The organism is Fervidobacterium gondwanense DSM 13020 (assembly GCF_900143265.1).
In the GTDB taxonomy this organism is placed as follows: Bacteria; Thermotogota; Thermotogae; order Thermotogales; family Fervidobacteriaceae; genus Fervidobacterium; species Fervidobacterium gondwanense.
In genome coordinates, this window is the sequence record NZ_FRDJ01000002.1 from 218,056 (window position 1) to 234,296 (window position 16,241).

At 37.1% G+C, this 16,241-nt stretch carries 11 protein-coding genes and 1 tRNA gene; 6 read left to right on the top strand and 6 right to left on the bottom strand.

The window, feature by feature from the left end; genetic code table 11:
- Positions 1-167: 167 nt before the first annotated feature.
- Positions 168-243 (bottom strand) — tRNA-Ala (locus BUA11_RS03245).
- 161 nt (positions 244-404) lie between these two features.
- On the opposite strand from BUA11_RS03245, the gene BUA11_RS03250 reads away from it, so the two are divergent.
- From BUA11_RS03250 to BUA11_RS03260, 3 genes are read left to right on the top strand one after another with little or no spacing between them, the layout of a single operon-like run.
- Positions 405-2,312, top strand: a complete 1,908-nt coding sequence (locus BUA11_RS03250) for a hypothetical protein (protein ID WP_072758248.1) — start codon at positions 405-407, stop codon at positions 2,310-2,312.
- Between the two features lie 16 nt (positions 2,313-2,328).
- Complete coding sequence (locus BUA11_RS03255) at positions 2,329-3,270, top strand: glycosyltransferase family 4 protein (RefSeq protein WP_084634330.1); 942 nt, start codon at positions 2,329-2,331, stop codon at positions 3,268-3,270.
- Positions 3,271-3,306: 36 nt separating this feature from the next.
- Positions 3,307-6,582 (top strand): O-antigen ligase family protein, encoded by a 3,276-nt coding sequence (locus BUA11_RS03260; RefSeq protein WP_072758250.1) that lies wholly within the window; start codon positions 3,307-3,309, stop codon positions 6,580-6,582.
- A 43-nt stretch (positions 6,583-6,625) separates the two neighbouring features.
- Here BUA11_RS03260 and BUA11_RS03265 read toward each other — a convergent pair whose 3' ends face one another.
- Positions 6,626-7,381 (bottom strand): carboxylesterase family protein, encoded by a 756-nt coding sequence (locus tag BUA11_RS03265; RefSeq protein WP_072758252.1) that lies wholly within the window; start codon positions 7,379-7,381, stop codon positions 6,626-6,628.
- 108 nt (positions 7,382-7,489) lie between these two features.
- Between BUA11_RS03265 and BUA11_RS03270 the strand changes: the two genes are divergently transcribed.
- From BUA11_RS03270 to BUA11_RS03280, 3 genes are read left to right on the top strand one after another with little or no spacing between them, the layout of a single operon-like run.
- Entirely contained in the window at positions 7,490-8,140 is a 651-nt protein-coding gene (locus BUA11_RS03270) for a PIG-L deacetylase family protein (RefSeq protein WP_072758255.1), read from the top strand.
- Positions 8,141-8,178: 38 nt separating this feature from the next.
- The gene (locus tag BUA11_RS03275) at positions 8,179-9,558 is read left to right on the top strand and encodes a hypothetical protein (protein WP_072758257.1); all 1,380 of its coding nucleotides are present in this window, start codon (positions 8,179-8,181) and stop codon (positions 9,556-9,558) included.
- On the top strand, positions 9,555-11,576 hold the full coding sequence (locus BUA11_RS03280; protein WP_143145254.1) for a hypothetical protein: 2,022 nt from the start codon (positions 9,555-9,557) through the stop codon (positions 11,574-11,576). The genes BUA11_RS03275 and BUA11_RS03280 overlap by 4 nt, the downstream gene beginning before the upstream one ends.
- Here BUA11_RS03280 and BUA11_RS03285 read toward each other — a convergent pair.
- The 4 genes from BUA11_RS03285 to BUA11_RS03300 form a co-directional block, all read right to left on the bottom strand.
- Positions 11,573-13,153, bottom strand: coding sequence for a PatB family C-S lyase (locus tag BUA11_RS03285; RefSeq protein WP_072758261.1), 1,581 nt, complete (start codon positions 13,151-13,153; stop codon positions 11,573-11,575). The genes BUA11_RS03280 and BUA11_RS03285 overlap by 4 nt on opposite strands.
- 130 nt (positions 13,154-13,283) lie before the next feature.
- Positions 13,284-14,861, bottom strand: a complete 1,578-nt coding sequence (guaA, locus tag BUA11_RS03290; RefSeq protein WP_072758274.1) for a glutamine-hydrolyzing GMP synthase — start codon at positions 14,859-14,861, stop codon at positions 13,284-13,286.
- Between the two features lie 175 nt (positions 14,862-15,036).
- Entirely contained in the window at positions 15,037-15,672 is a 636-nt protein-coding gene (locus tag BUA11_RS03295) for a cache domain-containing protein (RefSeq protein ID WP_072758276.1), read from the bottom strand.
- 15 nt (positions 15,673-15,687) lie between these two features.
- Entirely contained in the window at positions 15,688-15,873 is a 186-nt protein-coding gene (locus BUA11_RS03300; RefSeq protein ID WP_072758278.1) for a hypothetical protein, read from the bottom strand.
- Between the last annotated feature and the right edge of the window lie 368 nt (positions 15,874-16,241).

Genomic DNA, 16,241 nt, shown 5'->3' on the forward strand with positions numbered 1-16,241 from the left:
AGATATATCGATACATTAAGACTTCATACATATACTTAGAGCAGTATAGATAGACCATAATAGAAGAAGAATACAGCTCATAATGTTATCTGTTCTTCCATTGTGCACTAATATACAAAAATAAAAAAGCCTTGAGATTTCTCAAGGCTTCCGAAATTCTTATATTTTGGTGGAGCCGATGGGATTTGAACCCACGGCCTCTACCGTGCGAAGGTAGCGCTCTCCCAACTGAGCTACGGCCCCACGTAATGATAAATCCGTTTAAGATTCTACCATATGTGGATGCATCTTTCAAGAGGGTCTTTTCTTAATTTAATAATGTTTGTGGCATTCTGTTCAAAGTTGATGAATTTCAGTGTATAATATTTTAGATGAACCAAAGAAAATAAATCGGGGGGATATAAATGAGAAGGTATTCTGTTCCAAAGAAGCGCGGCGGAAAGATGGTTGCATTTTTGGTAATTGCTATAGTATCGATAGTTATCATCGGAGTTGTTCTTTTCAATATAAGAATCCAAAGCGTGCAAAGGCCACATGGTGAGTTCAAATTGTTAAGCATCAGAGAAGTTTTTCAACATGCGTTCGGTGAGGCAAATGTCCAGATAAGCCTTTTTGGAAGCGTCAAAGTTACGGGAAATGATGAAATGAATAATAGCTACACAGTAGTTGTCTCACAAGACGGTACGATATTTATACATATAAATGGCACCATACAACCAAACGTTGAAGATGTGTACAAGGAAATTTATACAAGAGCTTTGTATAAAATTTTAACGAGTACACCTCTTTCTGATTACGAGTCGTCTGATCCAACGTCTTTCCTGAGTTATCTAAATAATATTGCGATGGAATATTATAAAGAGAACGAAAAGGATTATCTCAGGATAACTGGAAGTGATAAAGAAGGAAATATACTCAAGATTTCTTACGCTATCACTAAGTTCGGTGGCAAATTTAAAGTTACAGCGGAAAAATTAGTTATTAATGGTAAAGAATTAAACTCTAATGCAATGCGTGTAACACTTGCAAAAATATACAAGAAGGAAATCGATAAAGATTTAATTGAAGCAATTAAAAACAGCTTTCTTAAAGACTTTCAAAATGTCTCCATTGGAGAAGTATTCTCAAAATTGTCAAACGCAAGATGGACTATAAAAGATGAAACTAAGAAAGTTGTAGAATTAAATGGTATAGAGAAAATTGAAGAAAGTGAAGTAGCACTTACATTAGGGTTCAGAATAGACGAAAATGGAGACACTGTCATAGATTATCTGTTGTTAAATGGCGAGAAGATCGATGAAAAGGCCATTATTTATTACATCAGTTATATTTATTCAAAGTACGGTTATGCAGATAAAGAAAAGGATATAGCTAAGTTCAAGGATTTAATTTTAAAATCTCGACTGCCGAATGGTTTATCAACTTTTCAAGAGTTTTTCGACAAGCATTTTTCAGAAGTTCAATGGGATATGTATTACAAACCTAATTCATATGAATTCGTAGTGTCTGGAAAGACACGGGCTAAGAATACGCCGGTTGAGCTGAGATTCATCTCTACACCTGATGGACTTTATTTGGCTGAATCGGTTTACGGCAGTGAGAAAGCAAAATCGGACATTGTTATCAACAATGTTTTAAATGAGAGCCTTCAAGTTTCACAGACTAACATATTGAGCGTTGTAATGAATGGCAAAATAGTAAAGTACTCCCCTGTTCAAAGTAACAAAGTCGCTTTTGAGTCTTTCTTGAAATCTCCAGTATGGCAGTATGACAGTAACGCGGACAGAGTTGTGTTGTCAGGCATAGGAAAATATGGTTCACGTGATTGGAACTTCAAATTTGTGTTTGAAACTTTCTTTGGTAAAGAGCCTGTGTTGGAATATGTTTATATGGACGGTACACAAGCTATCGACGAAGTTGTTGACTACGTAGTATCAAAAGTCTTTAGAGTAGAAACCTTAGGAAATAATCTGTCTGAACTTGTTAAAAATACAATCTTTACATACAAAACATATGAAGAGATCCTTGGACCTGTTGGCTGGTCTATAGATAGGCAATACGATAGGGTTGTTTTTTCGAGTTCAAATTTAACTGTGTATTTTAGTGTAGAGCCGTCAGGAAAAGTAAACGTAGTTCAGCTGTTCTATAAGGGACAAGATATGTCAACAAAAACTGCAGAAATAGTTAAACTGCTTGAAGACGGTGGTAGTCTGGAAAGTTTGGAAAAGAAGAAAACTCAGCAATCTCAACAGCCTCCTCAGGAAGAAAAAGAAGAGCAGCAACCTGAAGCTCCACAAACGGGACAATTCTGAACTTGGAGGCAGTACGATGCAGCATAATTATTTCTTGACGATGATTTTCTCGTTTATAATATCAGTCACAACGATACCTTTGTTTGGAAGGATTGCATACAAAACAGGGATAGTGGACAAACCCGATGGAGACTTGAAACCTCATGAAAGAATAACACCTTATCTCGGTGGGTTATCAATATTCTTGGCTGTAATAATAACAACTGAGTTTGACATCATTTCAAAAATATGTCTCACGATCCTTACCTTGACTGGGTTGTATGACGATGTTAGAAATCTAAATCCAAAGATTAGGTTATTAATTGAATTTGTAGTTTCTACTCTGTTAGTATTCAAATATTTAGGACTCTCAATCTTCCTACCTTTCTATGTGCTTGTTGTCGTTGCGCTCATAAACGCAACGAATATGATGGACGGGTTAGATGGTGTATGTGCAAGTGTCAGTCTGTTGTCTGCTCTTGGATTAGCAGTTGTCTCTACTTCAAAGTATGATACCACGCTACTTGTAGCTCTTGTTGGAGCGTTGTTAGGTTATCTAATTTATAACTACCCACCGGCAAGGATATTTATGGGTGACGCTGGAAGTTATCTAATTGGAGGAACACTCTCGATAGGTCTTCTTTCTGCGTTTAGAGAAGGCACAAACAATTTTCCGAGAGCTGTTTCAGCACTAATTCTTGTATCAATTTTCTTTTTTGATCTATCATCGGGTGTTTTCAGACGACTGCTAAACGGACGTTCACCCTTTAGCGGTGATAGAGGTCATGTATATGATAAAATCTATAATGTTGTAAATGATAAACGAAAAACTTTATGGACAATGATATTTATCCAATGTTTCGTCTTACTTGTAGGACTAATTGTTAGAATCAATATTTACATGATGATATCTGGCGTTGTTGTAATATTAATACTTTACGCGTTTCTCTCCAAATGGTTGAATATTCTCAAGTACTGACAGAATTAAATCTGTGATATAGGGAGGCGGGTACACGTGTTGTCATTCTTTGAAGAACTTGTTCTTTACATTACTATTCCACTTGTTGCACTATTTGCACACAGGCAGTACACATACGAATTCAGTACGCCTAAGTATGCCATACTAACGGTCGCAACTTTGTTGATAGGGTTATACCTTCTTTGGAGAATGTTCAAAACCAAGCAGATCAAGTTCTTTGCTTCCAAGATCCATTTTGTGTGGTTCGCATTTTCCATTGTGGCTCTGCTTTCGACAATCAATACGTGGAAAGACAATCCTTACTTTTTCAGACAAGGTATTGATATAGGTTTGTATCTCTTCTTAAACGTAATTCTGGCATTTTATTTCGCTACAATTTTAAACGACAAGCAAAAAATTGTTAGATTCTTATTTATATTTGTATTAACAGGTTTATTTATCGCTGTAAATGCAATTCTTAACTTCTACATGGGATATGACATCTTCTTAGGTCAAGTTGGTAATCCTTTTGAGCGCGCAAGTATAAAGGCTAATATCGGTAATGTCATATTTGTATCTAACTATTTGAACATGCTTTTGCCAATAGCTCTGTATTTTGTCATAAGCCTTGATATAGGTGCCATAAATCTAAAAAAATTCGTTGGAATAGCCTTTGTTAAGATAATGTCTCTAATCTCTGCATTATTGTACATTACCGTTATAATATTCTCTCAAACCCGTTCTGAATATTTGGCATTGATAGTTGAAGGTATTCTACTAGCAGTCGCTTACATCTTCTATATTAGGAAACGAGAAAACTTACACGAAAAGGAGTTAGAGAAGAAAAATCCGAGCTTACTTAAAAAGCTCAAATTTCTGAGACGCATTTCAGTTGCTGTGTTCGTATTAATTACTATTCTTCTTATCGTTCTTTACAACGTACCGTCGGCGTTTAACAACTACGGTTCATTCAAAATGACTGATAGATTCAGCGCAATGGCTTCTGTTTCAAGTATGGATGAAAGATTTCTCTCTTGGTTTTCCACAATATACATTTGGCAGAAGCACAAAATCTTGGGGCAAGGAATAGGTACTTATCAAATCTATAGCCTTTATGGTATTGCTGATTTGATAGAAAACAATCCAGAGTACAACTACGGTTGGAACAATTTCAAGCGCGCTCACAATGATTATTTCCAAGTACTTTCCGAAACAGGATTGATAGGTTTTGGTTTAATCTTGGTTATGCTTATTTTATTAGTAATATACGTGGTCAAGAACACTCAAAAGATAGATGAACAAGACGATATAACCCTCTTTTCAATGCTTGTTTTAAGTGGTGTTGTCTTTGCGTTCCAAAGTGTCTTCAGTTTTCCTGGGCACCTTTTGCCCAACGCACTTCTTGCGACGTTTGTTCTGAGCGTAGGCTTAGGGAAGTATTTTAACAAAGTTGATGGAAAAGAATACAAACTTCACGGCGTTAAAGCTGTGGCGCTGGGTTTGGTTCTTGTAGGTACTATTGGTGCTTCGACATACCTTAGATGGAACCACTTCATTTCAGAAGTTTATTTTAGAAACGGAAACGTTGCTTTCCAAACTATGACTATGTTAAGAGACCAACAAACGCAAATTGAAAATTACCTGAAACAGCTTGACCAAATCGAATCAGATTTGAACAGTTTCTCTGGTCAATTTGTCGGACTTTCAGAGGAAAATTGGCACGGTCAGAAACAAGCTGAGGCAAGAAGACTGGGAATTGCGTACGATAGATTGAAAGCAGAGAATGAAAGACAGCAAACAATTCAAAATATTAGAAGTCAGATAAACGCAAATAGAAACCAGTTACTTGCACAGAAGCAGGGTATACCAAACGAAATAATGAAGCAGTATCAAGAAGCTAAAGAAAACCTCCTTAAAAGTGTAAAATTGAATCACACTTACGGAAAGTCATTCTTCTATTTGGCAGCGCTTGCTGCAGATCCAATAAGAATTGAAGAACTAAAACAACGCTTGAAACAAGATCCTCAGTCTGTCCTAAACCAAGAAGCAGATGAATATCATAAATTGTTGCCTGAAAGATTTAAGACAAGGTATTTTGCTGTGCTAAACGATTATTTGAAAGCTAATCCAGATTTTGTCGACAAGTTTGACCTTGCAACTACCCAAGCTCTTGTCGATTCTGCCGGTATCTACGAATTATCTTTGTTGACATTTACCGAACGAAATACATTCAAAACGCTTGCTGTTAGATACAATTCGCTTTATAGAGTAACAGAGATGCTTTTAGACAATATCAAAGGCGCAGATCTTGAGCAAAAGATAGGAGGGCTCTTATCAATATTCTTCAATAAATTCGATACGTGGACAAGAAGGACACTTTACATAATGCCGGGTGGTTGGAATAGGTTCCCAGATTGGAAAAACATCGATATCGAGCTTGCAACAAGTGGTGGACAAGATATTTATAGGTTCTTTGCTAATATGACTGTGACGCTCAAAGATCCTATAAATTACGATGCAAGGCGTTTACTTGTTGACATGGCGAATCTGGAAATAAAGACGTGCAAGTATATGGAATCCAAAGGAGTATGGGGAGTACCTGATGGTGTACTTGACCACTTGCACGCCTTAGCAAGAGAGTATCAGCTTATCTCAGATTACCAAGAAAGTGTATACACTTACAAGCAACTTTTGGATATGTATAAAGAAACTTATGAATACATTTCAAAGAAGCTTTCTGATGAAGACTCTTGGAAGAGTACCTTTGAACAACTTGTCGAGCAGTCAAAGCAGAGCTTAGACAAAATTCTGGAAGACGATGAAAAAGGAAGCCTTTCAAACAGCCTTACCCCAATATTTGTTGATAAAATAAACAGGCTACACGAACAACTGATACAAACAGATTTCAAAGCCGTCGAAAAAGATTTTGTTGACCAACTTTCAAGACTTCCGGCTTCGATTTGGCCACAGGTTTCAAAGAAGAGTGTATGGAAAACAAATGCGTACAACTCAATGTTAGATTTTGAAAATCAGACCAGGGTTCTCGGATTCTCTGACAACGCGAAATCTCAAATTACATCGCTTATGACGTCTATAATAACCTCCCAAAGCATGATGCTTTACGAAAGATACGCGCGATTCAAAGCACATTATGAACTGATAAAAGATGAATTATTAAGTACGATCGTGATGCTATTAGATAAGTACAAGTCAGAGGAAGAAGCGGTGATACTCAAAGATTGGGGCGAGGTATCGTTCAACATTCCAAAGTACACCAGCAAAGGTGAAGTGATTGAATTTCTAAATAAACTTCTGGATGAGTATTCTAAATAGTTAAGTTTTAAAACAAATGAAACGAGGTGGATTAACCACCTCGTTATTTTTTTCGCTGTTCAAAAAGCCAATCTATCATTTCTTTGTTTCGATATGTCGGAACCCAAGATGCGTGTGGAGGTAATCCAAGTGAACTCATATATCCTTTCGGGTACTCTGTGTACTTCACAGGTGCACCGAGTCTTTCTAATTCACGAACTAAATCTCTTGTAAAATGTATAGGAACAACATCGTCATCCTCTGCATGAAAAAACCAAATTGGAATTTTCGCTATTTTGTAAGCCTTCTGTACATTTCCCCCACCACAGACTACAACACTAGCTGCGAATCTATCAGGACACATTGTCATTAATGCTATGCTTCCGAATCCCCCCATAGAAAGACCGGTAATGTATATTCTGGAAACATCAATTGGATAATTATCAACAAGTTTCTCTATTATAACGTTTACTGTCGCAAGCAACGCGTTCGGCTCTAAATACTCTGATGAACCGACAGTCCTAAACGACGTGCCCCAATATGAATCTTCAGGACATTGAGGTGCAAGAACGAAGCATGGGTGTTTTGCCTGAACTTCATCACTTGCCCAAACTGTTGCTCCTTCATTTGCGGTGATTTGCTTAATATTGTCAGTCCCTCGTTCACCCGCTCCGTGGAGAAAGACAACCAGTGGGAAGTTCTGATTCTCCACGTTACCTCGTCTATAAGCTCTTGGAATGTAAAGACGATAAGGCAGTCGTAATTCGTAGTCCTTATAAACAAATGGTTCAAACTCTTTGAGATAGTCCTCCTTATCCATAGTATTATCACCTCCGACAAAAATTATACACTAAAATTGTGTACCGCAAAAATTTCAGATAAAAGTTATATAATAGATTTGCAGTAGGCAGAAAAGAGGTGAAAAAAGATGTTTGAGATTTTCAATAATTATCTCTTCATAGGCGCACATCCTGACGATATTGAAATCTGGGCAGGAGGGTTTGTTCTAAGAATATTGAGAGAAAACAAAGGTGCAAAAGTACATTGCGTTGTTTTGACAGATGGCTCGGCAGGTTACGGAACAGTTGAAGAACGTAAGCAAGAAAGCTTAAACGCTGCGGAAATGTTGGGGGTAGAAACATACGAAAGGCTTGGGCTAAAAGACGGCTCACTTTGTATGTATCAAGACCTGCCAAAGATAATTGCGAATCTTATTCGAAAGTACAAACCCGATATGCTTGTCACTCACCCAAGGACGGACAGACATCCAGACCATTCAACAATTGGAGAAACGGTAGAGAAGTCACTTTTTATGGCAATGACATCACCAGAGTTCTTGGAGTATGAACCTCACGTATGTAAAAATGTTCTCTTCTTTGTATCTGACCCTTTCCAAATGCCGTCAAGAAGGTTGTATATAGACATTTCTGAAGTTTTCGAAGAAAAGTACAAGATTATTCAACGCTTCAAGACACAAGTTGACGTACTGCTGCCATATATTGAATTAAATAAATTCTACGGAAGGCAGTCAGGGCTGTTAGCTGTGGAAATATTCGAACCAGTTAGTATCGTTATTTGAACATAATTACGCAAGAGAATTGGAAAGGGTGTTTAAGCATGAAAAATAAACTTGTAAGACCGGTAATGTATATCTGTTTATTAATTATGATGTCGGTAATATCTTTCTCTGCAAAACCTGTTATTGATGTTTCGGTTACAGTCTTTGGCGATGAAGCGATTATGAAAATTGCACAAGGAATCATTTTTTCTGAGGTGCTTGATACAAACAAATTCAAGATAACATTGAAGGAAGCTTTAAAAACTCTTGCTGAAGAACTTCGACTCCAAGATTTGCTGTCGACAGAGAATGTTGTACTTTCGAAGGAGGAGAAAATTGAAGGAAAGCTCGAAATTGTACTTTCGATAAAAGATGCTGGCTACAAGAAGAAATACGAAGAGTATATAATCAACAATATATCTGGTGATTACATATACTATTCTGGAAAATACGTCAGTGTAATTCCCGGAGAACGATACAAATATGACTATGAAAAGAAAACCTACATACGTAGCGAAGAAGGTTCATATGTAAAAGGTACCAACGGTGAATTTTATCCATATTTTGGAAACTTTTATTCAAGAGAACCACACGAGGAAATTGATTACTATATATCCTATTCAGTAAGTTTAAAACTTACTTATAGATTCTTTGAAGAAAGCTATGATATCTCAGATAACTTTGTTGATAATGCTATGGTCTCCGTTGTAAAGTACTTATACGATCCATACAACAAGAGATTGATAAGGAATGAATCGCCAGTAAGTGAGGTTTATGAAGTTTTATCTTCTCATATTAGCAGTGCTATATATCAAAGGATTATGAGCTCCAGGAAATTAAAGGGCGAAGTTGAAAATGTCAAGTTCCCAAGAGTTATTGTCAACATAGGTTCTCAGGATGGCGTAAAGAACGGTATGATTCTCGGGGTTAATGATGGTAAAAAATACATAGCAGAATTAAGAGTAATGAGAGTTGGTGGAGATTACAGCGAGTGCGAAATAAATTACTTAAGAAAGGGCTCAGAAATTCTTGCAGGAATGTATGTGTTTGAAAAGTATTCGGACTTTGTTCTTCCATTTGGAGTTAGCATGTTTTATATTTACAATTCATCTGGTGAGCATTTTGCCGAATTTTCACTGATTGGAAAATCACTGAACATCCATAGAGAAACCGTCGCAACCTTTGATTTTGGGATGCGATATTCATTTGTTGAAGAAAGATTGAAAAGCTTAGTCTTTAGCTTTTCAAAGAATCTACTTTTCGAACCTGTTAAACTGAAGTTATTGAGTTCGATAATTTTCGACTATGATTTGGAAGATGAAATATTCCAACCCGTATCAAAAATAGGTTTAGAAACGCAAATAGGGATGCTTGCGGTGAAATTTCTAACCGATTTTACATTTTCAAGTTATGAGATAGGCGGTGGTATTTCATGGTGATCAAGAAGAAAATACTGTGTTTACTTACATTATTGTATGTCCTTCTGAGTAACGTAATTTTGTTAGGCTCGATAAGTATAGAGATACGCATCAAAGTATATCTCGATAGCAAAATCTCACCGGTATACGAAAATGTGAGTCTCCTGGATTCGTTTGCTGAAGCTTTTGCGGATGCAAAAGAAGGGAATGCAAGGATTGTTCACGTTCTTAACGTTTCAAAGGAGACGTTTTCTTACAAAGTCAACGAATTCGTGCCCGACGAAAACGGAACGTATATTGCTTACAAAGGAAGCTACTATCAGACTAACGATAGGAGAAGGTACTCGTATGACTCAAAAAACAAGAGGTACGTTCCTGATAAGAACGGAAGTTATATCTACTTAACCGATTATCCTTGGGCAAGGAAAGACGAGGATAGGTACATATGGTATGGTCTTGGCTCTTTTTATTCGAAAAAAAGCTACACAGTTACAAAGGAAAAGTACTTTATTGCAGGTGTTGTTACCGATATAGACCTCAGCACTTTCTTCGTGAAGTCTATAACACCGGTCTTCTCGTCCGGAGATACACTTCTTAGTGCCATCAAGAATGCTTCTAAGTATTATTTAAGTATTGTGAATGAATACAGTCCAGATAAAATAGACGTTGCGCTTGTTTTTGAAAAATCTTTTAATCCAATTCTTAGAGCAAAGATCTTAGCGAAATTCCAAGAGGATACTCGTTACAATATATACGATAGGTTGTATCTCAAAGAGCTGATGGATATAATCCGCACAACAGAGTTGTTCGGTGGAGAAAATATCGAGCTGAAATACAAACCACCCAAATTCATACTAAGCTTTGAAAACTACTTCGATAAGGTGGATAGATACAAAGAGGAAAAGTATTACTTTTTCTCAAACGATGTGAATGGTGCATATATAAACAAATCGGGCTTTCCGGTTCGTGTAGAGGTTGGGAATTACTACAGATATGACTCATCTCAAAAGAAGTATGTGCTTGATAGAGAAAAGGGAAATTACATTAAGTACTACAAAGGACCTTGGGAGAAAGATGAATACATAAGCACCTCATCATTCTATGATTACATCTTTTATCAAACTGATAATGTTTACAATTTCTACAGCTTCTCGGTGAAAGCTATTTCCACAGAATCAGCCGAAGTTGTTGGTGGGAAGTTCTTCAGCGATAGTGTGCATACAACGTTGAAAAACCCGGTAGACCGCTTTTTATCTGAAAGAGTTCAATCAGCAACAGAAAATCTTTGGGAGAGTTATACATCAATAGCGGCAAATGTTCAGAAATTTTTCCAGAGTGTTTTTCCGTTGACTACTGCTGTAAGAGAAGTTAACAACCTCGATGTTCAATTATTGAGTGGGAAGAACATAGGAATTAAGCCCAACTACGTTTTTGCAGGTATTGAAAATGGCTACACGACCGGATTCATGCGCATAACAAATGTTGGTGATTTGAAATCCAGCGCGAAGATCTTTTACATAGTTCCGGGTGAAAGTGTTAAGCCTAATACCTTCGCAATTGAGACAAAACAATACCCTGTTTCATTGAATCTCAGGGCAAGTTATTTTATCGATGACGAGAGTTTCGGTATAAGAACGGGTTATGCACATGCTGATATATATGGCAATTATAACTGGTCATTAACATTTGGTATTTTGTTCCCATACAAAAACTTTTCTTCAACAAGCATCGATACGGAAATTCCAATGAGAATTGAGTATTCAAAATTCTTAGGACTCCAGAATTTTGAGTTTAATTTTGGTGGGTACTTTACGGTTTTGAATTCAACATCCAACAGCTCAACTCAACTTCAAGATTTCGGTATATTCAGCGGATTTACACTCTCTACGTATTCAAGGAATTCCGCCCTATCTTTTGGTGGCAGTAGTTTTTACACGCAATTACTAATTAAAATTCCACTCGGCAATGTTGGAAATTTAGAAACGATATTCACTTCCAACAATTTTAACTTAGTAATTGGCATAGATACTCTGTTTTAAAACATTCTTTTTTCCATTTTCACGTGCTGTATTCCGGCTTCGATGAATATGTCACTTATTGCCTCATAGCCAAGTTTTCCATAAAAATCACGTACCTCAAGCTGTGCATTTAAAACAATCAGCTTGGGGTTCGTTGTTTTAATGTATTCTTCAATAGCTTCCATTATCTTTTTACCGTATCCCATACCTCTGTATTCTTCCAATACCGCAACTCGTTCCACTTTCCAATGTGTTCCGATATCTCTGATTCTTGCCGTTCCTACATAGTTTGAAAAATGCTTACACAAGAAATGAACTGCTTCTGTATCTTTTCCATCCTGCTCGAGCTTCTCATCGATGTTCTGTCCTTTAACGAACACATCATACCTTATCTTTTTGCATATTTCATATCTTTCGTCTTGAAAGTCAAAATGTTCTATTATGAGTGCCTTTTCGTACGCTTCTTTCAACCGTCTCAGTATTTCTTCAAGCAATGCCCTTGGACATGCGAAATTGAGACGCACTGCTTGAGGATCTCCAAACTCCTGACCATCGTTGAGATAAACACGTGCATGTTCGAGAAAGTATTTCTGCGGGTTTCCAAGTTTTAACTTACTGCAATCTATCCACATTAAATAAGTGCCTTCTGGTAGCGTTGGTCTTGTTAAAGGCATATTTCTGGTTATAAACCCATATGCAAAATCTCTATTCGATTTTAGGTACTCAACTAGCTGGTCCACCCAATCTTCGGATTTGTAGGCAGCTTTCAAAGCTTCAAGGCTTAAAACATTGCCTGTGAGCAACTCTAAAGATTCAAGGTAGTTCTTATACAACACTCTCAATGTTCTATTTGGAATTATTCCATATGAATTTGTCAGACCTGCGATATTAAAAGTCTTCCCAGGTGAGTTCAAGATCACAACATTCTCAGTGCCAATTTTAAGCATCGTTGTGAATTGATTTGGCTTATAGATTATGTCCGCATGAATTTCATCTGAGATAATAACAAGTTCATGTTTTAGAGCTACGTCATACAACTTTCTAAGCTCTTCCTCACTCCAAACCCGCCCTACAGGATTGTGTGGATTTGAGATAATAATCATCTTAGTTCTGCTATCTATCAATTTTTCCAAACTATCATAATCCATATGCCATTTTCCATCTTTGTTAACCAATCTATTCTCAACGAGCTGTCTGCCGTTGTTGAGCACTACCCTGAAAAATGGTGGGTAGACGGGAGGCTGGATTATGACCTTATCACCTGGTTGTGTCAGAGAATTTATCAAAAACGAAAGCATTGGAACTACCCCTGGTCCGTTAACTATCCATTCTTTCTCTACACATGCATCGTACCTTTTTCCGTACCACTGTATTATTGCGTTATAATAATCAGCTGATCTAAATGTGTAACCGAAGATTCCATGTTCAATTCTCCGCTTGAGCTGGTCAACAACGGTCTGTGGTGATTTAAAGTCCATATCAGCAACCCATGCAGGAATCACGTCATCACCATAGTTATTTAATATCATATCCCACTTGAATGAATCCGTATTTCTTCGCTCAACATATTCGTCAAAGTTGTAAGGATTTCCAAACATCGAACATTGCCTCCTTGTAGTTATCTTGCTCTCATAATTGATTATATAACACAACTATCAAAAAGCGAAATGCCCCTTTCAAGGGGCATTTCGTTCAAGTAATCGAAAAGCTGTTTTATTTTTGAAATCTTTATTCCCATTCAATCGTTGCAGGTGGTTTTGATGTTATATCGTACACTACCCTGTTTACTCCTTTAACCTCGTTAACAATCCTTTTTGCCACATGATTCAAGAATTCGTATGGTAACTTTGCCCAGTCGGCGGTCATTCCATCTTCACTTGTCACTGCTCTGAGTGCGATCACATTTTCGTATGTTCTATAATCTCCCATAACTCCAACAGTCTTGACTGGAAGCAGAACAGCAAATGCTTGCCAAACTTTGTTATACAATTCCCATTTCTTCAGCTCTTCGATAAATATTGCGTCTGCTTCTTGCAAAATTTTCACTGAATCTCTCGTGACAGGTCCGATAATTCTAACAGCCAGACCGGGTCCTGGGAAAGGATGTCTGTTTAGTATATTCTCGGGTAAACCGATTTCTTTTCCAATCATTCTTACTTCGTCTTTAAACAAATATCTTAAAGGCTCTACTATTGTGAATGGAAGTTTTTCTGGAAGTCCTCCAACATTGTGGTGAGTCTTTATTTTAGCTCCAGCTTTTCGTTCGGCAACCTTGCTTTCTATTACATCGGGATAGAGCGTTCCTTGAGCCAGATATTTAATATCACCGTGTTCTTCTTTCAATCTCATAGCTTCCTCGTAGAAGACATCGATAAATGTATGTCCTATTCTCTTTCGCTTCTCCTCAGGATCTTCTATCCCATCGAGAACAGAATAAAAACGTTCAGAGGCATCAACGTAATGTATTTTAATCCCAAGTCCTTCAAATTGTTTAAGAACTTCTTGTGCTTCGTTTTTTCTCAGCAATCCTGTATCGACAAATATAGGTATTAACTTATCAGGAACTGCTTTGTGGAGCAAGAGCGCTACAACGGAAGAATCGACTCCACCAGACAAACCAAGGATCACTTTTCCATCTATTTTCCTTCTTAAATCTTCAATTATCTCCTGTGCGACGTTTTTCATAGCCCAGTTTGGAGATAAATTAGCGACTTCTGATAGGAAATTCTTTAGAATCTCTTTTCCGAATTGAGTGTGAACTACCTCAGGATGAAATTGGACACCGTAGAACCTGTTATCAACACTTCTAATTGCGGCATAAGGCGAATTTTCGCTTTCGGCGATTACTTCGAAACCGTTGGGCAAAACTTCGACTCTATCGGAATGGCTCATCCAGACGGTGAACTTTTCAGGTAGATTTTTGAGGATTCCTACTTGTTTGAGGACTTTTAGTTCAGCAGGTCCAAATTCTCGATGCGAGGATTTTTCAACCTTCCCGCCAAGTTGGTGAACTATGGCTTGGAGTCCGTAACATATTCCCAAGACGGGTAAGTTGCTTTCAAAAACGTACTCAGGAATTTTCGGAGCATTTTCGTCGTAAATACTCGATGGTCCACCAGAGAGGATAAAAGCAACTGGATTAAGTTTTTCAACATTTTCCTTTGGCTCGTCATATGGGACCAATTCTCCGTAGGACCCAAGCTCTCTTACTCTTCTTAAGATAAGCTGTGTATACTGAGAACCGAAATCAAGCACCACAACTGTTTTGTGTTCCTTTCCTGCACCTGATATCTCGAGTTTTTTCATATTCTTCTCCCCCCACGGTAGTATTCTATTAGTATATTTAAAAACTACCATATCAAAGAAAGTATTTCAAGAAATCTTACATTACATTTCCTTTTCAGATAAAAATATTGCTACGGTATAGGGTTGAACCACTGTCAATATTTAAACTGTGGACTTTGTGTTTTTCCCAATTCGTTCACCTCTTTGATTTTGTGGCTCCTTTCAACAATTCCGATTGTTTATCAATGATCTTTCTAACATTCTCAAAAACTGAGTCTATTTCATCTTTTGACATAGCTTTGCTTGCTATGACTGAATCACTAAGATTTCCAGACTCGACCTTTTGGATTAAATCATTTATTTTCACTAATCTCTGGACTATTAATTTATCAACTAAAAGGAATATAACTATACCAATTAATACTATAACGACACTAAAAATAATTGCATGTCTCACAAACGCAGCGCGCACTATAGCCTTCAAAGAATCGACATAAACGCCTGTACCAAACCACCAATCGAATGGCTTGAAGTATTTTACATAGCTGTACTTTGTTTCAAGCTTATTCGTTGCAAAGTTCAGCCAGATGTATTCATAAAATCCTTCACCTTTTGTTTTTGCTACATCTCTCAAACCTCTTTGGACCCATCTTCCCTTAGGGTCCTGAACGTCCAAAAATTCTCCTCGTTTTCTATCGAAAGGTATAGCCACTGTGTTGTCCATATGGTACCCGAAAATGTAATTATGACCGTCGTCGTATTTCATACGGGATATAACTTCACTAGCCAAGTACATTGCTTCTTCTTTTGATAGCTCTCCTTTCTCATACAATGAATTGTAATAGTTCTACACCCCTTCGGCAGCTTCTGTTATCTCCTTTGCAACGTTTATTCTTTCATTCAATAAAGCTTTGTATCTCGAAATGTAAAGATATGGCAAAGCTATTACTGAGGCTATTATGAGAATAGGAACAACAGGGAACATAATCTTAACTCTCAAAGAAGATGTAAAAGTCTTTTCTGCTTTTGCCATATTTTTCCCTCCTCTTCAAAGAAATATTTTTGATTAGCCTCCTGAAATACGTTTTTTCTTATTTTTTCAAAAAATTCTTACTTCCCTTTCTTTTCCAAAAGAGTTTATCTAAAATCTTAATAATTTTAATTTTTTATCTTTAATGAATTAATTCATTATTTTTATGTCGCTTTATTCCTTCTTAGATTATTTTTTTTAACTACTTCCCCACCATTTTCCCTCAAACTAACCCTCTTATGCCCACCTGGTTTGTTCCACACTCTCACATTCCTTCGTCCTATTTGAGGTATGGTGAGTTTGCTTATTCTCGTATCCTGGTTACTTTCCTAATGGAGGTGACCGGCTTTCTCACCTATACATATACTCTC

Coding starts and splice junctions, on each gene's coding strand:
- BUA11_RS03300 (WP_072758278.1), bottom strand. CDS start 15,873: ATGGCAAAAGCAGAAAAGACTTTTACATCTTCTTTGAGAGTTAAGATT.
- BUA11_RS03270 (WP_072758255.1), top strand. CDS start 7,490: ATGTTTGAGATTTTCAATAATTATCTCTTCATAGGCGCACATCCTGAC.
- guaA (WP_072758274.1), bottom strand. CDS start 14,861: ATGAAAAAACTCGAGATATCAGGTGCAGGAAAGGAACACAAAACAGTT.
- BUA11_RS03275 (WP_072758257.1), top strand. CDS start 8,179: ATGAAAAATAAACTTGTAAGACCGGTAATGTATATCTGTTTATTAATT.
- BUA11_RS03285 (WP_072758261.1), bottom strand. CDS start 13,153: ATGTTTGGAAATCCTTACAACTTTGACGAATATGTTGAGCGAAGAAAT.
- BUA11_RS03250 (WP_072758248.1), top strand. CDS start 405: ATGAGAAGGTATTCTGTTCCAAAGAAGCGCGGCGGAAAGATGGTTGCA.
- BUA11_RS03265 (WP_072758252.1), bottom strand. CDS start 7,381: ATGGATAAGGAGGACTATCTCAAAGAGTTTGAACCATTTGTTTATAAG.
- BUA11_RS03255 (WP_084634330.1), top strand. CDS start 2,329: ATGCAGCATAATTATTTCTTGACGATGATTTTCTCGTTTATAATATCA.